23 protein-coding genes are annotated in these 20,124 nt (G+C 46.3%); 20 read left to right on the forward strand and 3 right to left on the reverse strand.

The features are described from left to right. Positions 1-52 precede the first annotated feature (52 nt). On the forward strand, positions 53-922 hold the full coding sequence (locus HYX70_00445; GenBank protein ID MBI2797752.1) for a hypothetical protein: 870 nt from the start codon (positions 53-55) through the stop codon (positions 920-922). Then, positions 912-2,237, forward strand: coding sequence for a PAS domain-containing protein (locus tag HYX70_00450; GenBank protein MBI2797753.1), 1,326 nt, complete (start codon positions 912-914; stop codon positions 2,235-2,237). The genes HYX70_00445 and HYX70_00450 overlap by 11 nt, the downstream gene beginning before the upstream one ends. Here HYX70_00450 and HYX70_00455 read toward each other — a convergent pair. Then, positions 2,234-4,219: a glycosyltransferase gene (locus HYX70_00455; protein ID MBI2797754.1), complete on the reverse strand. Its 1,986-nt coding sequence runs from the start codon at positions 4,217-4,219 to the stop codon at positions 2,234-2,236. The genes HYX70_00450 and HYX70_00455 overlap by 4 nt on opposite strands. Positions 4,220-4,309: 90 nt before the next feature. On the opposite strand from HYX70_00455, the gene HYX70_00460 reads away from it, so the two are divergent. The 5 genes from HYX70_00460 (at position 4,310) to rplA (ending at position 7,917) form a co-directional block, all read left to right on the forward strand. Then, entirely contained in the window at positions 4,310-5,632 is a 1,323-nt protein-coding gene (locus HYX70_00460) for a hypothetical protein (protein ID MBI2797755.1), read from the forward strand. An 86-nt stretch (positions 5,633-5,718) separates the two neighbouring features. Then, positions 5,719-5,913, forward strand: coding sequence for a preprotein translocase subunit SecE (secE, locus tag HYX70_00465; protein MBI2797756.1), 195 nt, complete (start codon positions 5,719-5,721; stop codon positions 5,911-5,913). Next, positions 5,910-6,449, forward strand: coding sequence for a transcription termination/antitermination protein NusG (nusG, locus tag HYX70_00470; protein ID MBI2797757.1), 540 nt, complete (start codon positions 5,910-5,912; stop codon positions 6,447-6,449). The genes secE and nusG overlap by 4 nt, the downstream gene beginning before the upstream one ends. 12 nt (positions 6,450-6,461) lie before the next feature. After that, positions 6,462-6,896, forward strand: coding sequence for a 50S ribosomal protein L11 (gene rplK, locus HYX70_00475; protein MBI2797758.1), 435 nt, complete (start codon positions 6,462-6,464; stop codon positions 6,894-6,896). 61 nt (positions 6,897-6,957) lie between these two features. Continuing rightward, positions 6,958-7,917 (forward strand): 50S ribosomal protein L1, encoded by a 960-nt coding sequence (rplA, locus tag HYX70_00480; GenBank protein MBI2797759.1) that lies wholly within the window; start codon positions 6,958-6,960, stop codon positions 7,915-7,917. A gap of 75 nt (positions 7,918-7,992) precedes the next feature. Here rplA and HYX70_00485 read toward each other — a convergent pair whose 3' ends face one another. Continuing rightward, on the reverse strand, positions 7,993-8,592 hold the full coding sequence (locus tag HYX70_00485) for a hypothetical protein (protein ID MBI2797760.1): 600 nt from the start codon (positions 8,590-8,592) through the stop codon (positions 7,993-7,995). Positions 8,593-8,685: 93 nt separating this feature from the next. Between HYX70_00485 and HYX70_00490 the strand changes: the two genes are divergently transcribed. The 6 genes from HYX70_00490 to HYX70_00515 all read left to right on the forward strand — a co-directional run bounded on the left by HYX70_00490 (position 8,686) and on the right by HYX70_00515 (position 13,680). Next, complete coding sequence (locus tag HYX70_00490) at positions 8,686-9,201, forward strand: hypothetical protein (GenBank protein MBI2797761.1); 516 nt, start codon at positions 8,686-8,688, stop codon at positions 9,199-9,201. 89 nt (positions 9,202-9,290) lie between these two features. Then, complete coding sequence (locus HYX70_00495) at positions 9,291-9,785, forward strand: dihydrofolate reductase (protein ID MBI2797762.1); 495 nt, start codon at positions 9,291-9,293, stop codon at positions 9,783-9,785. Then, positions 9,785-11,362, forward strand: a complete 1,578-nt coding sequence (locus HYX70_00500; GenBank protein ID MBI2797763.1) for a phosphotransferase — start codon at positions 9,785-9,787, stop codon at positions 11,360-11,362. Before HYX70_00495 ends, HYX70_00500 begins: the two co-directional genes overlap by 1 nt. Next, positions 11,359-11,892 carry an HIT domain-containing protein gene (locus HYX70_00505; protein ID MBI2797764.1) on the forward strand — a complete coding sequence of 178 codons (534 nt, stop codon included), beginning with the start codon at positions 11,359-11,361 and terminating at the stop codon, positions 11,890-11,892. Before HYX70_00500 ends, HYX70_00505 begins: the two co-directional genes overlap by 4 nt. Next, positions 11,873-12,859 (forward strand): hypothetical protein, encoded by a 987-nt coding sequence (locus HYX70_00510; GenBank protein MBI2797765.1) that lies wholly within the window; start codon positions 11,873-11,875, stop codon positions 12,857-12,859. The genes HYX70_00505 and HYX70_00510 overlap by 20 nt, the downstream gene beginning before the upstream one ends. An 8-nt stretch (positions 12,860-12,867) precedes the next feature. Further along, on the forward strand, positions 12,868-13,680 hold the full coding sequence (locus tag HYX70_00515; protein ID MBI2797766.1) for a thymidylate synthase: 813 nt from the start codon (positions 12,868-12,870) through the stop codon (positions 13,678-13,680). Between the two features lie 94 nt (positions 13,681-13,774). Here the strand turns inward: HYX70_00515 and HYX70_00520 are convergent, their stop codons facing one another. Beyond that, positions 13,775-14,947, reverse strand: a complete 1,173-nt coding sequence (locus HYX70_00520; protein MBI2797767.1) for a glycosyltransferase — start codon at positions 14,945-14,947, stop codon at positions 13,775-13,777. Positions 14,948-15,134: 187 nt separating this feature from the next. On the opposite strand from HYX70_00520, the gene HYX70_00525 reads away from it, so the two are divergent. The 7 genes from HYX70_00525 to HYX70_00555 all read left to right on the forward strand — a co-directional run bounded on the left by HYX70_00525 (position 15,135) and on the right by HYX70_00555 (position 20,042). Continuing rightward, positions 15,135-16,394, forward strand: a complete 1,260-nt coding sequence (locus tag HYX70_00525) for a serine hydroxymethyltransferase (GenBank protein MBI2797768.1) — start codon at positions 15,135-15,137, stop codon at positions 16,392-16,394. Beyond that, on the forward strand, positions 16,376-16,972 hold the full coding sequence (locus HYX70_00530; GenBank protein MBI2797769.1) for an HD domain-containing protein: 597 nt from the start codon (positions 16,376-16,378) through the stop codon (positions 16,970-16,972). The genes HYX70_00525 and HYX70_00530 overlap by 19 nt, the downstream gene beginning before the upstream one ends. Continuing rightward, positions 16,972-17,583 carry an HAD-IA family hydrolase gene (locus HYX70_00535; GenBank protein MBI2797770.1) on the forward strand — a complete coding sequence of 204 codons (612 nt, stop codon included), beginning with the start codon at positions 16,972-16,974 and terminating at the stop codon, positions 17,581-17,583. Before HYX70_00530 ends, HYX70_00535 begins: the two co-directional genes overlap by 1 nt. Before the next feature lie 187 nt (positions 17,584-17,770). Next, positions 17,771-18,298: a 50S ribosomal protein L10 gene (locus HYX70_00540; protein MBI2797771.1), complete on the forward strand. Its 528-nt coding sequence runs from the start codon at positions 17,771-17,773 to the stop codon at positions 18,296-18,298. A 1-nt stretch (position 18,299) separates the two neighbouring features. Further along, positions 18,300-18,767 carry a 50S ribosomal protein L7/L12 gene (gene rplL / locus HYX70_00545; GenBank protein ID MBI2797772.1) on the forward strand — a complete coding sequence of 156 codons (468 nt, stop codon included), beginning with the start codon at positions 18,300-18,302 and terminating at the stop codon, positions 18,765-18,767. A gap of 79 nt (positions 18,768-18,846) precedes the next feature. Then, positions 18,847-19,464 carry a hypothetical protein gene (locus tag HYX70_00550; protein MBI2797773.1) on the forward strand — a complete coding sequence of 206 codons (618 nt, stop codon included), beginning with the start codon at positions 18,847-18,849 and terminating at the stop codon, positions 19,462-19,464. Between the two features lie 68 nt (positions 19,465-19,532). Next, a complete protein-coding gene (locus HYX70_00555; GenBank protein MBI2797774.1) occupies positions 19,533-20,042 on the forward strand; it encodes a hypothetical protein in 510 nt (169 codons plus the stop codon). Positions 20,043-20,124 lie beyond the last annotated feature (82 nt).

A 20,124-nucleotide genomic window follows, 5' to 3' on the forward strand; every position in this document is an offset into this window, starting at 1 on the left:
AACCGTGCATAGCGCTTATGCTACAATGGCATGAGTAGGAATATTCATGCGTTTGCTCAACAAAGTACTAATAGCGTTGGCTGCATTGGCTTTAGTGGTGGCAGTGGTTTGCTATTCCATACAGGGTGTGTTTACTAATTCAGTCAGTCTGAATGCTTTTTTAAAGTCGGCCAAAACCTACGATGGCTTGAGTATGGCTATTAAAGAACAAATAGTGAGCGATCTTAAGACCAGCAATGTTGCTGAGCCAATCCAGACAGCGACGGGAATAGTTATAACGCCAGCCCTAACCGAATCGTTGTTAAAACCCGAGCTAGTACTGCTTACTGACTGGCTGCGTGAGCCGGCTTCAGGTGGTTTGAGCCTTAGGATCGATTTACGCCAGTTTAAAGATATCCTCGCCGATCGTTTAATTGCAGACCAGCCGACTTTGTCGGCTACCCAGGTGCGGTTTGCCACCATAGCAGCCGTACCAGACCAGGTAATTATTGCCAGCGGTCAAAAAGACAGCTCAAGTATGACACAGCTTCTTGAGGCAATTAAGACCATCTACATTAGATCACAACAAATCCTGCCCGTTGCGGTTCTAACGGCACTTGCAGCCATTGGGCTAATAGTTATCTTAAATATTGGCTCACTTGGTCGCATGTTGCGCCGCGCAAGCTGGCCCTTTGTTTACGCTGGCGGCTTGCTTGTAATACTCGGCCTAGTAGCACCACTTATTGTTCAGTTTTTGTTTCAAAAAACACCACCAGCAAATACCCAGGCCGCCCAAAGCTACATAGCTGCCGGCCTGGTTGCCGCAATTGCCAAGCTTACACTTTTCTGGGGTTATGTAGGGCTGGCTAGCGCCTTTGGCGGACTGTTAATCTCGTCATTGCTTTTACGCAAAGCTAAAAAAAGGAAACGACGTGGCCACTAAAAATAAATCCCGTCGAATTGGTTGGCCACTTGTAATTGGCCTGGTAGTTGGGTCGGTTATTGCTCTTGTTGGTTGGATGGCTGAGACGGCACTAGTTTTGTTACTCGGCGCCGGGCTGTTTTTAATCTTTGCCACTAGTTTGGCAACCTATTGGATAATGGAATCCAAAAACGAAGCTTTGAGCTTTCGCCAGAGCCTGCCAGCTCGTCCGGACACACCAAGTAGCGGTAGCCAGAATGCTCGTATGCGCACCTTGGTAAATAGTTTGGCAGAAGCTATTATTGCTGTTGATCCTAGGGGGCTTATTACCATGTACAACTCGGCGGCACTAGAACTCATAGACAGCCATGCAGACATACTAGGGGAGAGCCTGCAGGAGGTGCTACCGCTTAGCAGAGATGGCTCGCCGGTGAACATTTGGCCACCAGTGGTTAGCACCAGCGGCATAGTGGTTCGTGATGATTTAATCCTGCAGCGCAAGACCGGGACCATAAACGTTTACATAGCTGCCACCCCTATAATTGATCAGGGTCAGACAACTGGAGCGATTGTATTGGCTCGCGATGTTAGCCAGCAAAAATCACTCGAGAGCCAAAAAGACGAATTCCTTTCGATCGTATCGCACGAGCTTCGAACGCCTGTTGCTACGGTTGAGGCCGATGTTTCAACCGTACTAACCCCGGGCTTTACCAAGTTGCCCGAAGCCGCCCTCAAACTTTTAAACGATGCTCATCAGAACATTCTCTATTTGTCGGGGCTCTTGCAAGACATCTCGGATCTTTCGCACTCGCAACGGCTGGTGCTTGATACGGAGCTTAGAAGAATAAATGCGAGCAGTCTTGTTAACCGGTTGGTAGGTGATTTTACCGATCGAGCCAAGAACAAAGGACTAAGCCTAAAAACCTACTTTGAAGATAATCTACCTGAAGTGACAACTTCCGAACAGCGACTTGAAGAAATTATGATCAACTTTCTAACGAATGCCATAAAATACAGCGCCCCCAAAGGCAAGGAGATTCTCATAACAGCCCGTAAGTCAAAGCTATTGCTGGGTGGCCTTAGGCTATGCGTAGTTGATCAAGGCCTGGGCATAAGCGACGGCGATCAGCGGCGGTTGTTTAAGAAATTCTACCGAGCCAACACCGCCGAAGTCCAGCAGATTTCTGGAACCGGCATGGGGCTTTATATTGTTGCCCGGCAAGCAAAACAAATTGGTGCCAGACTAGGTTTTCGTAGTGCGGTAGGCAAAGGCAGTGCGTTTTCAATTGATTTGCCCCCAGCCGTACCGCCCGAAAAGGTTATGAAAGCCAGTTAGAAAGCCTGTCGCCGATTCTGCCAGCGGGGCCTAAACAGCTCGTAGCTAAGCATTGAGCCAATCATTTGAACTATCACAATGGAGCAGCCCAATGGATATAGAAGTGTAGAAAAAATGCTCTGGCGAGTACTTATGGCTACAATTAGCCGGTTTGCAAAACTGTATCCTATTGCTATTAAGATTATTGGTAGCCCGTCGTAGATCCCGTTTGCAAACATACCAATTGCCACCAGTACCGGTAGTAAAAAAATCACAAAACTACCAATGCTCATGGCCAACGTTAATGGTGTGGAAAAATGGAGTGTCGGATAAAATCGCCGGCTGTTTTGTGACAGTATAAGATTTAAAGCAGCATGATTCTGGCTGGTGGCAACGTCACTGCCAATGTAAAATCCTGTTTTTAGGCCGTGCTCCCGAGCACTGGCAGCCAACTCGAAGTCTTCGAGCGGGCTGTTGTGAACTGTGCGAAAGCCATCTAGCTTAGCAATTTTAGCTTTGCTAAAAGCCATAAGCCCTCCATAGGCCGGTGAAAATTTGGGCCAATGCTTAGTTACCATATAGGCTGGATAAGCACCGAGTAACAAAAAATGATTTTGGCTTAATATTATCTGCTGTGCTAGGGTCTTATTCTGATCGGCTGGCAGCAGAGACAGTAGGTCGAGGTGTTGGTTTTCTACTAGTGCCACAATCGTTGAGATCGTGCTTGGCAGCAGTATTGTGTCGGCACTAATCAGAACAACTATATCACCATTAGAACGGTCTAGCAGTTGTTGCGAGGCCCAGGCATTTACTGTCCAGCCGGCTTTGGTTGGCGATATGTCAACTATTCTGAGTCTTGGATCCTGGTACCCCTTAACAATTTTTAGAGTATTATCTGTTGAACCCAGGTCTCCATATATAATCTCGACATCGGGGTAGTTCTGGCCCAAGGCTGCTAGTAGAGTAGAAGATATGTTGTCGGCCTGATTATAGGTATGAACGAGTAGGCTGACCTTGGGCCAGTCTTGTAGCCGCCCAGACCGAGGCCTTTTAAAGCCCAGTAGATTTTGTATGATTAAAAGGGTTTGGATGCCAAATATGGCTATCAGAAACACACCATAGATTTGTGCATAGCTACCCCTGAGTCCAAACGGATCGGTATTAAATAGTAAGATTAATCCTAAGCCGGCTCCAACCATTACGTTGAGCCACTGAATGTTATTCCAGCCCCTAACGAATTGAGTGGCGTGAACATCTGACCGGTATTTTCTAAAAAAGCTGGCATTAAGTGCGTAAAGAGCCAACATTCCTCCTGCTAGTATGCCAGTAGGGGGATAAAATATGGCAACCAGCATGGCGGTAAATAGATAAAGTAGAATGCACAAGCTAACTGTCTTGCGAATACCAAGGGTCGAGGCAGTTGAGTGAACCCGTGCTCGGCGATTTGATTTGATGCCTCGAATAGTGCCGAAAGCATAGCTGCCAATGCCCCAGCTAAGCAGGGCTATCAGCGCTGGCAGGTAAAAATTGCTAGACCTCCCCAGCACCAGACCAAAAACTGCTGGGCCGGCGCAGCCTACTATGCTAAATACCACGCTATCAGCAACTGCTACCGCTTTTAAGCGGAGCGGCTTTAGATTAAAGGCCAAGCTTAGGATTATCAGCCCAGACATTATTAATCTTACAGGCCAATCGCCAATCACAAAGAAATACGCTAAAAATGGTAGATTAATTAGAGCTGCCAGTTGCCACCAGCGTTGTCGCCATATACTGGTGCTTGAGCCGGCAGCGCTTTCTTTTTCATCTGAAGGGTCGCCACCGGGGCCGCTTATGAGCAGATTGTAGGGCAACATAAAATAAATGGTGCCAATTACCAGCGACCAGTTTAATGTACCGCTTGCAAACAGATAGCCGGTGAAAAACACTAAAGCAGTACCGAGCCAGCGTAATGGCTGGCTTGTCTTGACTATGGCCAATAAGATTTGTTGCCAAGTTTTAATCACTTGCTACCTAAACTCCTTCACAAGAGCTTCTATTATACAGCCAAATATAGATACGGTCATGAACTCGCAAAAAACTAGTATAATATGGTTATGACAAGATCGGTTCAAAACAATCCTGTAGACTCTGTTCGGTCGGGCAAAGAGCCGAGTCGGCAAATTAGTAGGTTTAGCAGTGTTTTGTCGCTGCAATCAGAACTAAGAATTCCACAAAAAGCTGAATCTGAGACCCACGCCACCTCTAAGCAGTCTAAATCGAAGACGCCAAATGCCACAAAGCCAATTAATAACCTCCAAAAACCCCATATAGCCCCAACAGAAAATACCCTCTGGCGACTAATGGTAGGGCGCAGCCTGTCTGCACCAATTAGCTCAAAGCTCTTGCTGGCAAGCTTATTAAAAAACGTTTTTAGCTGGCGTTTTGTGTTGCTTATAAGCTTACCCATAATCGTGGCCAATGCGTATTGGTTGGCAAACGTTAATCTTGCCGGCGTAGAAAGCACGGCTCGTAACTGGCTCAACGCTTCACATTATTGGCTGTATGTATTTATTTTACTTGGTCTGGTATTGGTTGCTATGCTGTCGGTTGGCTTTCAGGCGCTGCTTTTTCCATACGGAGTTAGTGGCGCACTGCAACAAGAGCGGATAAGTTGGAGGCAAGCTAACGCTAAATTCTTTAGTCAACTTGTGATTGTTGTAAGCAAGTGGATAGTGGCGGCGGCCATATTATTGTTGAGTCTTTACGTCGTTGTTTCAAGGCTAGAGTCGCTAGCCCAGCTCTTACAGCCTGTTACCGTTGCCAAAATCATTTTACTTTTTGTTGCAGCTACACTTATTGCAATTGCCGCGCATGTGTCTTTGCAGATGGCACAGCTGATCTGTCTGCAGTCGAACACCGGTATATTTAGATCTGTTTTGCGAAGTTTGCATCTGCAGTTAAGCCACTTTGCTTGGTTTTGTGCCGAGATCGTAGCTCAATTTACAAACCTAGTTGTGCAAGTTGGACTACTCTTTGTAACCACCGCCGGGGTGTATTGGGGATTAGTGAGTTTAAGCAATAATCCGGTTTTACAAACAGTGATTTTTGTAGGGCTGTTCTTGGCAGGACTGTTGATATTGGTATGGTTAGATCTAATAAACTGGCAACAATGGGCAGGTGTTTACAGATGGGTCGAATCCAGATTAAAGCCCACACAGCTGAGACTAGTTAAGACGCACCAATCACTACCAGAAAGAACTTGGCCGGTTTTTGTATATCTGCTATTTGTGGTAATGGTTCTGGCGGCCTTGTTGTCTACTGCCAATTCGGCCAGTTCAACAGTTCAGGCCAGCATGACACAGCTACAAAATAAGCTGCCAAACAGCAGCCAGCGGATTGTTCCCAGCTCGCGCAACATTCGCTACAACATTCCTTGACATAACTATTAAATATCTGTAGAATGTAGCTGTATAAACATAAAAAAGACCAAAAGCCCCCGGGCTTTTTTAAGTTAAACCAAGCTATGAATCGTATTACAAACTACATTCAGGCTTCGATCGAGGAGCTCAAAAAGGTTGTCTGGCCAACCCGCAAACAAGCGCTGTGGTTAGCAGCAATTGTGGTTGTTGCAGCCCTGGTAGTTGGTGTTTATCTGAGCGGTCTAGATGTAGCCTTCAAAGCAATCTTACAAAAACTCCTTATAGGAAAAAGCGCATGAAAAAATCAGACGATTTAAAAAACTGGTATGTAATCCATACCTACTCAGGCTATGAAGACCAAGTGGCCGAACAACTGCGTCAGCGAATCGAAACCATGGAGATGAAAGACAAGATCTTCGATGTCGTGGTGCCAAAAGAAAATCAGATAGAAATCAAGAATGGCAAACGCCGCATTGTAGAGCGCAAGATTTTTCCGGGCTACATATTGGTGCATATGACCGTTACCGAGGACAGCTGGTTTGTGGTTCGCAATACGCCAAATGTGACTGGTTTTGTCGGTTCGGGTACCACACCATCACCCTTGAGCGAAGCCGAGGTCGCCTCAATCCAAAAACGAATGGGCATCGAAGATCCAAAGTATAAGATTGACTTTAGCCTGGGTGAGTTGGTTAGTATTACCGATGGTCCGTTTAAGGGCTTCGACGCTACAGTAAACGAGATCGACGAGCAAAAGGGCAAGATCAAAGTGCTGGTAAACATGTTTGGTCGCGAAACCCCAGTAGAACTAGACAGCTTACAGGTTAAGAAGGTCTAGAAAGGAAATATTATGGCAGAAACTAAAAAAATCCACGCAAAAGTAAAAATGGTTATTATGGGAGGCACAGCTACTCCAGCCCCACCAGTTGGCTCATCTTTGGGTCAACATGGCGTTAATATGATGGACTTTATTAATCCATTCAATGAGGCCACTCAAGACCGCAAGGGCAAACCAACGCCTGTTCTGGTGACTATCTACGAAGACAAGAGCATGACTTTTGTGATTAAGGGCACGCCGACGGCAGAGCTAATTCGCCAGGCAGTTGGTATAAAAAAAGGCTCGGGTGTGCCCAACAAAGACAAGGTAGCCACCCTAAGCCAAGCTAAGCTCGAAGAGATAGCTAAAGAAAAGATAGATGATCTAAACGCCAACGATGTTGAGGCTGCCAAGAAAGTAATTGCTGGTACGGCTCGCAGCATGGGCGTAGAGGTAGAAACCAAGTAGTTTGTAAAAATTGATAGGTGGGAGACACTTTTAGTCGCAAGCACCACGAAAGGAGTAACTCATGGCAGAAGCCAAAAAAGAATCAAAGAAAACCGCGAAGGCAAAAGAAGAAAAGGTAGAAGAGAAGGCTAAGGAGGCCAAGGCTACTGCCGAAGAAGTTAAGCCAGAAACTAAAAAAGCTACTACCAAGGCTGGTAAGCGTAGTGCCAAAGCACAAACCGAAGAAGCCGAAAAAGAGGCGAAAGAAGCTCGTAAAGAAGAGGCCAAAGAAAAGGCTGAAGAGTCTAAGCCCAAAGTTGTTCAAAAGCCAAGGGTAAAAAAGTACACCAAAGCTCAAAAGGACGCCCGCAAGCTGATTGAGCCAGATAAGCTCTATGGGCTCAAAGAAGCCCTAGAGGTTCTGCCCAAGGTTTCGAAGGTTAAGTTCGACCCAACTGCCGAACTTCACGTGGCACTCAATATTGATCCGCGTCAAGCCGACCAGATGGTGCGCAGCTCGGTTTCACTACCAGCTGGCACCGGTAAAGCCGTAAAGGTAGCTGTAATTGCCAGTGACAAAGAAGCCGCCGAAGCCAAAAAGGCCGGTGCCGATAGCACCGATGCCGCTCAAATTTTAGATGAGATCGGTAAAAACAAGTTTAACTTCGATGTTCTAATTGCTACACCCGACCAAATGGCCGGGCTGGGTAAACATGCCAAAGTGTTGGGTCCCAAGGGCCTTATGCCATCGCCCAAGAGCGGTACGGTAACTGCCAAGCCAGCCGAGGCGGTAGCCGAAATCAAGAAGGGCCGAGCCGAGATTAAGAATGACCCGAGTGGCATTGTGCACATTGCTTTTGGCAAACTTAGCTTTAAGCCAACTGACATGTTGGCTAACGCCAAAGCCGCTGTTGATGGCTTAAACAAAGCCAAACCAAGCGGTGTTAAGGGCACATTCGTTCGATCAATGTACATTAGCTCTAGTATGAGCCCGAGCATTAAGCTCGATCCATCTGAGGCTCTCAAAGAAGCCCGCGAATAAAATAAGATTATATCTAAAACAAGAATGCCCCCGTCAAGACGAGGGCATTCTTGTTTGACAGGGGCGGGTTGCGACTCAGCCGCCGTGGACAGGACAGAAGTCGCCGACTTGCAGGATGGGACAACGGCAGAGATCGCGCTCGACCACTTGGGGGATGCCATTGGGCCGAACTACATCAGTCCGATCAAGCGCGGCTACCCGCGCTACTCCACAGCCATTGCAGCCAGGCAAGAACCCGTCGTGGAATTCGCAGTGGGCAGCGGCGATGTTGGCCTGAAGTTGCTGGCTTGTCTCTGCGGGACCGACGATGTCGTTGGCCCAAGCCTCGACTCGTTGGAACGCACCTTCCTTGTCGGTCAGAACGGCATCGGGGTCGTCGTATGGGTCGATGAAGCCTCTGACTTCGTTGAGGAATGGAGCTTGCCTGAAGTCGCTCATCTCCTGGCGGACCGGAACGCGTCCTTCACGAGCGAAGCGAGCAACATCCATTCCAGAACGGGGAATGCAGCTGAGCTTGCCGGGACCTAGCAGGCCACCGGCGTTGCATTCGTCGAACCTGGGGCAGTTCTGGTGCCCACGTTCTGTTGCTTGCTCGCGGGTACGGACGGTCGGATCGCGCAGCCAGTGTGAGTCTTGGCACACGCTGGCATTCTTGATAAGTTGAAGATCACGCATGGCGTCCTCCTGGGTGGGTGCTGATAGGTCGACAAGAATTTACCATAATTATCACTGTTTTAAAAGTTCAAGAGGAATTAGTATTTGTTATGCTTGGGTTTTGTCACACTGGTGTGCAAGAATAACCTTGATCTCAACCAAAACGACGACAGAAACGAGAAGATCATGGACATCAAGAGATGGGCCGCTTCGGTCTACAACAACAACGGCACACCTGGACTAAAGGTTGTGATTGAGGGCTTGTGCCCTTTCTGCGAGCTCGGTATGCAGGCCGTGCATGCAGGCAGCCTCGGTCCCGACAATGTGAAGCGGATGGGCCTGTTCGCCAACTCGGCAGTTGCTGACTTGTCGCGAGCGCGCAAGTGTGGGAACTGCGGCATTCTGTTCGGTCTTCCCGACAACGAGGAGGAATGGCTGAAAAGCGACTTCCTGGAGGATCTGACAACCGAGGGCGCAGAAGGGGCGGTTGCCAAGTTCGAACCGACGATTCGGGAGGTGCCCGGTCATGACTCTGCCCAAGGCACGGACCACATCAACCGACACTGGGATGTCGATGAGAAGCTTGAGTTGGAGATCAGGGTCGCTGGCCGTGACTGGCCACCCAGGTAGGCGTTGGGCCGGGTCCTTCGGGACTCGGCCTACCGCCGGAAATTTAGCAATTATTTACGTTTGTCACACCGCTTAGTTATACTTAAGTTATGATATCTGCAATTATCGCCATGGCTCACAACCGGGTAATCGGCAAAGACAACGACTTTGCTTGGCACCTACGAGGCGACATGATTAACTTTAGCAAGCTTACTACCGGCAATACCGTGGTAATGGGCCGTAATACCTATGAGCACTTGCTTAAGCGGATCGGTAAGATTTTGCCCAACCGCACTAATATAGTAATTACCCGCAACAAAGACTTTAAAGGACCGGGCACGGTAGTGGTTAACTCGCTTGAGGAAGCTTTAAAAAAAGCTCCCAGTAAAGATGTGTTTGTAATTGGCGGAGCCCAGATTTTTGCGCTGAGCCTGCCGATTCTAGACCGCATTTATCTAACCGAGGTTGATGCCGAAGTCGAGGGCGACGCTTTTCTGCCAGAGATCGATCCGAGCAGGTTTAAAGAGGTTTCGCGTGAGGCTCACAAGAAAGATGAGCGTAATGATTACGACTACTCTTTTGTGGTGCTAGACAGGGTAAAATAATGTACCAAAAAGCCCTACCACGAGCGCTGCAAGCCTATGGCATACAGTACAGCAATCTTTTGCCGGCCCAAAAAGGTTATCGCAATGAGTCTTACCCCGTGTTACTTAAAGACAAAGCCAAAACCATTAACTTGATTTTTTACAAGCGCGACTCAGACATACTAGAGCGCATAAAAAACGCCAACCGGGTTTCGGAATTTGTGGCCGACAGCGGCATGCCAGCGCGCCAGCGAGCCGACGAGCGGATCTTGACTCTACACTGGGCCAACGGGGTTGGCTATGTGGCAGTTTACAATTACTTGCCCGGTCAGACAATCCCGTGGGAGGCCTATACCCAAAAGCATCTCAAGCTGCTGGGCAAAACTATGAGTGACATGCATTCCGTGCTAAGCAAGTTAGATCAAGACAAGCTACCCAACGTGGCCGAAGAGTGCATGAGCTTGCTAGAGAGAATGAATGCATATTTTGAGTCGAGCGATGTTGCTCGGGCTATGCAAAGCAAACTTCAGCTATCCATCGACTTGAGTGTACTTACAAAGCTCAAAAAAGTAATCGATGCTGCCAGCATGCTACCAGCTCAGCAGCCCTTGCACATGGATTTTGTGCGCAGCAACATTTTATTTAATACCGAAGGTGGCGAGCTAAAAGTTACCGGCATAATAGACTTCGAGAAAGCTGCTTTTGGACACCCAGTTTTTGATGTTGCCCGCACTTTAGCCTTTTTGCTGGTTGACTGTAAATATAAAGATGCCATTAAGGCCAGAAAGTACTTTCTGTATTCTGGCTATGCTAAACGCGGGGCAGCCAAGCTAGCTCAGGTGCATGTAAAATACGATGGCCAGTCGCATAACCTGCGTGAGGAGTTGGTTAAATTCTTCTTGATCCACGACTTTTACAAATTCTTGCGACACAACCCGTATGAGTTCTTGGCGCAAAACGAACACTTTGTACGCACCCAAGAAATTTTGCTACAATTGAATGTGATAAACTACTGTAGTCAACGTAGTGGAGGAGGGGAGATGACCGACTGGAAAAAGCGCCTTGTATCACAAAGCGACCTAATAGACTTACACGATAAATTAAAAGAAAAAGATAAGAAAATCGTCTTCACAGCTGGCTCGTGGGATCTAATTCATGCTGGCCAGTGTAGGTATTTGGAGCGGGCGAAAGCCGACGGCGATGTTTTGGTGGCAGGCGTGAGTAGCAACGAGGCCATACGCAAAGTTAAGGGTGCTAACAAGCCAATTCTAGATGAGAAGATAAGAGCCGAAATGTTGACTTTCTTGCGCTCTGTCGATTTTGTAACGATTTTGCCCGAACCAAGTTGTGCACCAAGCTTAGCCATGCTTAAACCCGACGTTTACATAACGGTTAAAGAAGACTGGACCAAGAACTACAAAGAATCCAAAGAATACAAGATAGTTACCCGCTACGGTGGCAAGGTCAAGGTGGTGCCGCGCCAGTCAACGGCGCTATCGACCACCTCGATTGTACAGCGCGCCATTGGCGGGCACTTGGGCGATGTGTTCAAAGACTTTATGACCTTGCGCAAAGACCCACTAAAAGAAAAGAAATGACTCCCGCCGAACGCAAAAAACAAGAAGGTTATCGCGACGCTCGCATAACTGGTGAATATGAAAACATTTGGAAGAATGTTGGTAAATGCGCGTTTTGCCATCTTAACGACGACTATGTGTTCCACGAAGAAAATGGTGTGGTGTTGGTGGTGGCGCTTTATGCCTACATAGATGGTCATGCTATGATCATTCCGCGCCGCCATGTAAAATCTGTTAAAGAACTAACGCCGAGTGAGTGGGAGACCATGCGCAAGTTTATGTATATAGCCAAAAAATTAATTCGCGAAATTCACGGCATAAAGGGCATTCAGATAGTGCAAAAGGACGGTGCGGGCGCACAAAGCACAGTTGAGCATTTGCATTTTCACACCATACCATTCGATGCACCCGATCTCTCGGCCTGGAATTACCGTAAACTTAAAAACACACCCAAAGAAAATGTAGATCTATATAACTCCCAGCGCGAAAAAATAACCAAACTGTCTAAGCGTTTTGCCAAGAAGTATCAAGATGAAGAATCTAGAGCTTGACTGGGATGAGCTGGCCTTTGCGAGTAAGAAACCGCTAAAAGAGCTAAAAGCTACCTTTATAGTAGCACCGCGCGAGATTTCTAAAAAGCGGTTCGAACAATTAGTGCGCGAGTATTTGCCCAAGGGCAATATTGTGTTGGGCATCTCAAGAGAAGAATTTATAGATGGGTTCGACGGCCAGCCTCATTTTAAGGCCCTGCAACTGAAGGCGGTTCAGTCAGTTGTTGACAGGGTGAACAGCTCAAAAAGCCCACATAAAATTGCGGCACTTCACTATCATCAGCGCAATCTTAAACACATTCTAGAAAAAATACCTTTTCAAAAAGCCATTTTGATTAATGGCTCCTGGCACTCATCTTTTCATACAAGACCGGAGTATTATGTGTTGGTAAATCAAGGTGTGGTACATGAACTCATTTCGCCGTTTGCGGGTGAGGCAGAAGCTAAAGCGTTCGACAAAAAAGCGGCACCGAAACTAACAATCCTGTATCCAAGTAAAGGGAGCGGCCAAATGACTGATGAGCAAATGTTGGATTGGGCCAGCCGGATTGCGTGTCGATCGTATGACTATTGTTTCCAGACCGGCATATCATTGGGCAAAAAGAACGGCCAAAAATACAAACCACTTCTTGCTACTTGGAACAAGATCGTGCCATACGAAACCTTTGCTATGCACCATGGAGCTTCGCGCGAGCGAAATTTCTCGCCGCCACACGACCTAAATCACTACGACACGGTACATGCCGAGGTGCAGCTGGTTATGGAGGCTCAAAAACGTAGAGTTGATCTGCATGGCACAACAGTGTTCATTAATTTGCTTCCTTGCCCAGCCTGCGCGCGTATGTTTGCCGATACCGATATTGCCGAACTGGTTTACAAACATGATCACTCCGAGGGCTATGCTGTGGCCATGCTAGAGGCAGCCGGCAAGAAGGTGCGGCGAATTGTCACACAGGATGTTTTATAATGGGTAGTATGAAGCAGCATCCTGAATATCAATACCTGCAACTCATGGCCAAGATTTTAAAAGACGGTAAGACTAAACCGACCCGAGGTATAGTCGATGTTAAATCGATTTTTGGCTACCAAATGAGCTTTGATTTGCGGCTTGGCTTTCCACTTCTCACTACTAAAAAGATGCCATTTAAGATATTGGCGAATGAACTCTTGTGGTTCGTGTCGGGCAGCTCTAATATTAAGGTTTTGCAAGACAACAACATTCGCTATTGGGACGACTTTGCCGACAAAGATCTCAACCTAGGACCAGTCTATGGTGTGCAATGGCGGCACTGGCAAGATCCCAAAGGTGTTGAGATCGATCAGCTGGCCTGGGCTATTGAGCAAATCAAGAATAATCCAAATTCCAAAGCCATAATTGTCAATGCTTGGAACCCGGCCGATCTCGAGGCTATGCGCTTGCCTCCATGCCACACTATGTTCCAGCTCGATGTTACCAAGGGCAAGCTTCGCATGCAGCTGTACCAGCGATCGTCAGATGTTTTTTTGGGTTTGCCGTTTAACATTGCCCAATATGCGTTGCTACTAGAAATGCTTGCCCATGTAACAGGGTTGGAGGCTCGTGAGTTGGTAATCTCGATTGGCAATGCCCACTTGTACAAAAATCAGATTGATCAAGCCAAGGAGCAATTAGAACGCAAGCCATATGCGTTTCCAAAGCTCAAAATCATCGGACGTGTAAAAGACATTGATGGCTTTAGTATAGATAATTTCGAACTTGCCGGCTACGAGTCACATCCACATATCAAAGCACCACTAGTTGTTTTGTAGCTAATGTAGATTAGCATCTCGACCCGATTGGGGATCCAGCTAGATTCCCCACCCGAAGCGGCAGAACCTTTCGATAGCGAATGACTGGGAGGAGTTATTTTGTGTATAGCAGTCTTTTGTAGGTTTGCCTGTGCTCGGTACACATGCGCTCGAGAGTAAAACGATCTTCAAATTCTTGCCGGCAAGCTTTACGATCGATTTCTTCAACCTTGCCAATAGCTGTGGCCAAACCGTCAATCATCTTTTGCAGATCTTTTGTTCTGTCGACAATGAAACCGGTTTTATTCTGTACAATAACTTCTGGGATTGCGCCAGAATCAAGACCAATCAGCGGCGTGCCGCAGGCCAGAGCCTCGATCATTACCATGCCAAACGGCTCTTCGAAGAGTGAGGGAATAATCAGGGCTTTAGCATTGCCTAGGAATTCATTTTTAGCACCAACGTCTTTTATAAAGCCGACATATTCAATTAAACCATTTAGTTCGGGTTCGATGGTCTTTTGCCAATAACTATCTTTACTGTGCTCGGCATAGTGCTTGCCGGCGACTTTAAGTTTGAGTGGCTGCCGTGCCGTGCCGTTGTATTTCTTTACGGCCTCGATTGCAAGGTGTAAGCCCTTTGGTTCGATTATCCGGCCCAAGAAAGCGATGTAGCCGTTCTTAGGGTTGTTGACCGGCGTAAATAGATCCACACCAAGGCCATGGTAAATGTTAGCGATCCAGTTGGTTTCCTTTGGCATGGCCTTGCGCTGGCTCAGCGACATCGAGATCCAATTAAGCTGTGAGTATTTGGGGAAAATATTCTTATATTTAACTAAAAAATTGAACGGATCGTGGTGAGTAAATACCACGGGCTCCTGGCAAAACTGGGCAAACGGCAGCGCGAGGTCTTCTTCGTTGGTATAAATATGCACAATGTCGAGCTCATTATTGTTAGCCACGGCAAAGGCTTTGGCGATAATTTCGGCCTGCACTTGGCGTGCTAGGGTAACAAAAGTAAAGGGGTGTTTTTTGAGCAGGTCGGTATATGTGTCGCCTCGCAGTTTAAGTTCATTCTCAAAATAGCTCATATCGGCGGTGATATTTTTAACTTTCGTTTCCACCGGCCCTGGCGAAAATAGGGTCACATCGACATCGTTTTGATCCAGGCTCTCGGCTAATTCAATAGCCAACTTGCCCGGTGAGAATATCACATTGGGCAAGATGTCACGATGCAAGAATATATGCGGAACAACTAAGCCAAGCCTAATTGGCTTTTTTGTCTTCATCTAGAAAGCTAAGATCAAATTCTTCGCTGGGAGCATCTTCTGAGTAGTATGCGTCAGCTTGAGCGTCTTTGTCTGCCATGTTACTCCTTTAAAACTCTTTGTATTTGTAGTATGAAGCTTGACTCAAACTTTGTAAACTCAATTAAAATTGACTAGTGTGTTTAGGGGGTTAGTATATAATCAAGTTATGAATAAACTCTTTGAACTCACCAAACAAGAATTTGCAAAACAACGCGATACACTGAATTTAATTGCAAGCGAGAATTATCCAAGCCCTAAGGTTTTGGAACTTTTAGGCTCAGTTTGGATGAACAAATATGCCGAAGGCAGCCCGCGCAAACGCTACTATGCTGGCAATGTTTATGTCGATGAGCTCGAAGAGTTTGTACAAGCCAAAGCCCTGGAGGTTTTTGACGCCACAAAAGGTGATTATGGTGTAAACGTTCAGGTGCTAAGCGGTAGCCCCGCCAATGGTATGGTTTACTTGGCCATGCTTGAGCCTGGCGATACTATTTTGAGCCTTAAATTGGCCAATGGTGGCCACTTGAGCCACTTGCACGAGACGAGTAATTACAACAAGTTCTTTAAATTGGTTAACTACGATCTTAAAGATGTTGGTGAAGACACCTTTGAGATTGACCTAGATGACTATAAGGAAAAGCTTGAAAAAGCTAAGCCTAAACTGACCATAATTGGCTTTTCGGCCTACCCAAGGGCTTATGAGTTTGCGCAAATGTGTCGGCTAGCGCACGAGGCAGGTAGCTTGGTGCTGGCTGATATTGCCCACATCAACGGCTTGGTGGCGGTTGGCCTGCACGACACGCCGTTCAAAGCTGGCGACGAAGGCGCTGATTTTGTGAGCATGACTACTCACAAGACCATGCGTGGCTCACGCGGGGCTATGCTGTTTGCTAAGAATGAATATATGGAGACTATTAACAAAACCATCTTTCCCGGTACCAGTGGTGGACCACACGAACATCAGATTGCGGCATGTGGCCAAGCATTGTTAGAAATATTGGGCGAGGATGAGTATCCAGACAAAGTAGAGTTTAAAACTTACAGCCAGAACATCTTAGACAACTGCAAGGCCCTAGAGTCGGGTTTACGTGCAAGTGGATTACAGATTATTAGCCCAAGTCAAAATCACCTATGCCTCACCAAACTGCCGGAGGATGTAGATAGTCTAGAAGCTCAAAAGAAGCTAGAGGAGCTAGGTATTATCACCAATCGCAACATGTTGCCGTTCGACACCAAATCGGCCTGGCGGCCAAGTGGCTTGCGGCTCGGCACGGCTGCGCTTACGAGTCGTGGTCTGACCAAAGAGCAGGCCAAGCAAATAGGCGAACTGATCGGCAATGTTGTAGCCAAAAAAGTTAGCGATAAGCAGGTTAAAGCTGACGTTGCAAAACTTACTAAGAGTCTGGATTGGTGGTACAAACAGTGAAAGACCGCGATGTCGAGTTTTTATTCGAAATGGGCCAAATCCGCTATATTCAGCGCCTTTGGCGACGTTTTCTAACACCTGAGTTTGAAAACCTGGCCGAACATACCTTTCGGGTAGCCTGGATAGCCTTGATGGTCGGCAAACACGAGGGTGCAGATCTGGGTAAGGTGGCCAAAATGGCGCTAGTTCACGATATTACCGAAAGTCGAATAGGGGATGTAGACGAGGTAAGTCGAGTTTATGTCGAACGAAAAGAAGAGATGGCCATAAAAGAAATGCTAAAGGGTACAGAGATAGAGGCCGAATTTTTAGGTTTATGGGAAGAATATGAAAAACGCGAAAGTCTAGAAGCTAAGGTGGTAAAAGATTCCGACAACATCGATATCGACATGGAGCTACAGGAGCAGGCATCTAGGGGTAATGATCTGAGAAAAGTGCTTCCGAGGGACATTATTGCAAACACAAAGATGTATACGCAGACAGGTAAAAAACTCATAAAAGACGTGCAAAAAGCCGATCCGCATGCCTGGCACATAAATGCCAAAAATCGCCGTAACATTGGCGACTGGAAAGAATAATGTCTAAATACAAAGCTGTTGGCTTCGACTACGGTGGTGTGGTTTTTGGCGAGCCAACAAAAAAAATAATGCAGCACATCCGTGACCACATTGGAGTGACCCAGGAAGAGTGGAAACGGGCTTGGTGGCAACACAACCACAAGATGAATAAAGGGAGCATAACTTATAACGACGTAATTAAGCTTGTCTTGCATGATCTGGGCAAGGATGAATTTTACGAATATGTAACAAAAACACAACTAGAAGCAGAACAAAAGCAGAGCATTAGTCGGGATATTCTGGATTTGGCCGATGATTTACGCAGGAATGGCTACAAGGTTGGGATTCTCAGTAACATGGATAAAGCTGGCTACCACAAGATAAAAGCCTTAGGTTTAGGTAAACACTTTGATGTTATGGATTTTTCGTGCAACATTGGTGCTATGAAGCCTGAACCTGGAGCATTCTTAAGACTTGCTCACGATTTGAGTGTTGATATTCGTGAGCTAGTTTTTATCGATGATAATGATAAGCCGTTAGAAACTGCCGAAGAAGTTGGTTTTAAGCCAATATTGTTTGAGAATTTTAACCAGCTCAAGAGTGTTCTCCAGGATCTAAATCTGTTGACCTAACTGGTCTAATCTGATAAAATAGTTCTCGATTACCAAAGACTGTAGCTTCCGCCGGCTGGCGGATTAATTTGCTACAAGAGGTTACAAAATCTTAAATAGATTTTCAAACTATGAGTCTTTGGAGTTTCCAAAGATTTTTTGTTTGGTAATCAAAAAGCACATTAAATAACAATTCTAAAGGAGGCTCATGGCAAAGACCAGAGAGCAAAAAGAAGCCGATGTAAAAGCATTGAGCGAAGCCTTTGATTCATGCAAAATTGCAGTTTTGACCGACTACCGAGGCCTAGACGTGCCTGCCATAAGCGATCTGCGTGGCAAGTTGCGCGAAGGCGAGGTTGGCTACAAAGTGGCCAAAAACACCTTAGTTAAGATCGCTGTTGCCGGCAGCCAGCTAAAAGATGTTGATACTAGCATTTTTACTGGCCCTATGGCGATCGCTTTTGGTCAAGACGAAGCCCAAACCTGCAAAATTATTGCAGATTTTACCAAAGACAACGAAGCTTTGGAGATCTTGGGCGCAATCGATGAATCTGGTAAAACACTTAGCCGCGAAGAAGTCTTGGCTCTTGCCAAACTACCTAGCCGCGAAGTACTTATCGCTTTAACGGTTGGCACCATTGCCGCACCACTCAGTGGATTCGCTCGCGTTCTTAATGCAAATATTACTCAACTTCTGTATGCATTAAATGCAATACAAGAAAAGAAAGGAGCCTAAAATGGCCGAAGAAGAAAATAAAGAAGAAGTAAAAGAAGAGACTGCTGCTCCTGAGCAGGAGAGCAAAGAGGAAAAGAAAGAAGTGCCTGCCAAGTTCAAAGGTTTGGTCGATCAGATTTCTGAACTTAGCGTGCTCGATCTAGCCGAGCTAGTTAAGGTGCTCGAAGATCACTTTGGTGTTAGTGCTGCTGCTCCAGCAGCCGTAGCTGTTGCTGGCGGTGCTGCCGGTGGTGGTGAAGCCGAAGCAACTGAGGAAAAAGCTAATTACAACATTATGCTTACTGCAGCAGGTGAAAAGAAAATCGACGTAATTAAGGCCGTACGTGAAGTATCGGGTCTTGGTTTGGCTGAGAGTAAGGCCATCGTTGATGGCGCACCCAAGGTTGTTAAAGAAGGTGTTCCAACCGAAGAAGCCAAAGAGGCTCAAAAGAAGCTCGAAGAAGCCGGCGCAACAGTTGAACTTCAGTAAATATTGTCATCCTGAGCATAGTCGAAGGATCTCATCAAAAAAGACCCTAATGGGTCTTTTTTTGTTTATAATTAAGGTCATGGCAGGAATAGTTACCCATATAGCACTATCAGATAAAGTGTTTAAAAACAATTTTTCGAATTTCAATCTCGAGGAATTTGTTCTAGGAACAAGCTTTGCAGACATCCGATATTTGGGCGTGATTGATCGTAACAAAACGCACTACAAAAACATTTCGATGCAGGCCATTAAAGAAAGTAACAATTCGTTTACTGCAGGCTTGATGTTTCATTCGCTTGTAGATGAGGTTCGAGAGAATTACATTAGATCTCACGAGATCTATAACAAATTGCCTAGGTCAGACTATGTTTCTCAAGCTATGAAGTTCTGTGAAGATATCGACATATATTCAGAATGTAGCAATTGGGGCAAATATACTGACTACTTTGATAGTTTTTCTGTGAGTGAAGAAAACTACGGGATTAGAAAAAAAGACCTGCTAGAATGGCATAAGATAGTGCAGCAAGCAATTATCAGTAAACCCAACCTCCAGGTTGTAAAACAGATTGTTCTGAAGTTTACACTAAGCCCCGAAGCCGTTGATGAAATACTTTCAGTTGCTAAGAAGATCCAAGAAAATGTTCTCGCCGGCTATATTCACGACTTTTATGGACAGTTTGGTGAGTTGTGCAAATAGTTTTCTAGTTTGGCATAATCACCACAATTTGCTAAACTAAAAGCAAGTAATTTGGAAGAGCAAAACAAATGGCAAACAAAGACGACAAAAAAGTCGATGATCTTACGCAACAACTAAAAGAGGCTCAAGAGGCTGTTGCTAAACTTCAAGGCCAGCTAGAGAAGGCCGGCGTCGACAAGCCCAAAGCAACCGCCCCTGCCGATGCTGCAGGTGGTAAGGTTATTGAGGGTCGATTTGATGGACAAAATATGATTGGTCCTGGGGATAAGGTTTACCCTGTACCAGCTAATTATGCTAGTAAGTCCAAGTTAGTTGAAGGCGATACCCTTAAACTTACCATTGCTCAAGACGGTAGTTTTATCTATAAGCAGATAGGCCCAATAGAACGCAAAAAACTCATTGCCACAGTTGGTCTAGAAAACGGCCAGTATGTTGCTATCGCTGGCGATAACCACTACCGAGTACTATATGCCAGCGTAACTTACTTTAAGGCTCAACCTGGCGACGAGGTAACGATTGTGATCCCTGCCCATGGCCAGGCTAATTGGGCGGCGATTGAAGCTGTAATTGGTAGCTAGTCAAATTTGTTTGTAGAACAAGACGGCCTGATAATTTCTTAGCCCGAATAAATCTATTGGTGGGTGAGTACATGCCCTAGTA

This window comes from Candidatus Saccharibacteria bacterium (assembly GCA_016191105.1).
Lineage (GTDB): Bacteria > Patescibacteriota > Saccharimonadia > CAILAD01 > BJGX01 > JACPPH01.

Excerpts from the sequence above, each read along its gene's own strand:
- HYX70_00460 (MBI2797755.1), top strand. The coding sequence starts at position 4,310 with ATGACAAGATCGGTTCAAAACAATCCTGTAGACTCTGTTCGGTCGGGC.
- secE (MBI2797756.1), top strand. The coding sequence starts at position 5,719 with ATGAATCGTATTACAAACTACATTCAGGCTTCGATCGAGGAGCTCAAA.
- nusG (MBI2797757.1), top strand. The coding sequence starts at position 5,910 with ATGAAAAAATCAGACGATTTAAAAAACTGGTATGTAATCCATACCTAC.
- rplK (MBI2797758.1), top strand. The coding sequence starts at position 6,462 with ATGGCAGAAACTAAAAAAATCCACGCAAAAGTAAAAATGGTTATTATG.
- rplA (MBI2797759.1), top strand. The coding sequence starts at position 6,958 with ATGGCAGAAGCCAAAAAAGAATCAAAGAAAACCGCGAAGGCAAAAGAA.
- HYX70_00485 (MBI2797760.1), bottom strand. The coding sequence starts at position 8,592 with ATGCGTGATCTTCAACTTATCAAGAATGCCAGCGTGTGCCAAGACTCA.
- HYX70_00495 (MBI2797762.1), top strand. The coding sequence starts at position 9,291 with ATGATATCTGCAATTATCGCCATGGCTCACAACCGGGTAATCGGCAAA.
- HYX70_00500 (MBI2797763.1), top strand. The coding sequence starts at position 9,785 with ATGTACCAAAAAGCCCTACCACGAGCGCTGCAAGCCTATGGCATACAG.
- HYX70_00505 (MBI2797764.1), top strand. The coding sequence starts at position 11,359 with ATGACTCCCGCCGAACGCAAAAAACAAGAAGGTTATCGCGACGCTCGC.
- HYX70_00510 (MBI2797765.1), top strand. The coding sequence starts at position 11,873 with ATGAAGAATCTAGAGCTTGACTGGGATGAGCTGGCCTTTGCGAGTAAG.
- HYX70_00515 (MBI2797766.1), top strand. The coding sequence starts at position 12,868 with ATGAAGCAGCATCCTGAATATCAATACCTGCAACTCATGGCCAAGATT.
- HYX70_00520 (MBI2797767.1), bottom strand. The coding sequence starts at position 14,947 with ATGAAGACAAAAAAGCCAATTAGGCTTGGCTTAGTTGTTCCGCATATA.
- HYX70_00525 (MBI2797768.1), top strand. The coding sequence starts at position 15,135 with ATGAATAAACTCTTTGAACTCACCAAACAAGAATTTGCAAAACAACGC.
- HYX70_00535 (MBI2797770.1), top strand. The coding sequence starts at position 16,972 with ATGTCTAAATACAAAGCTGTTGGCTTCGACTACGGTGGTGTGGTTTTT.
- HYX70_00540 (MBI2797771.1), top strand. The coding sequence starts at position 17,771 with ATGGCAAAGACCAGAGAGCAAAAAGAAGCCGATGTAAAAGCATTGAGC.
- rplL (MBI2797772.1), top strand. The coding sequence starts at position 18,300 with ATGGCCGAAGAAGAAAATAAAGAAGAAGTAAAAGAAGAGACTGCTGCT.
- HYX70_00550 (MBI2797773.1), top strand. The coding sequence starts at position 18,847 with ATGGCAGGAATAGTTACCCATATAGCACTATCAGATAAAGTGTTTAAA.
- HYX70_00555 (MBI2797774.1), top strand. The coding sequence starts at position 19,533 with ATGGCAAACAAAGACGACAAAAAAGTCGATGATCTTACGCAACAACTA.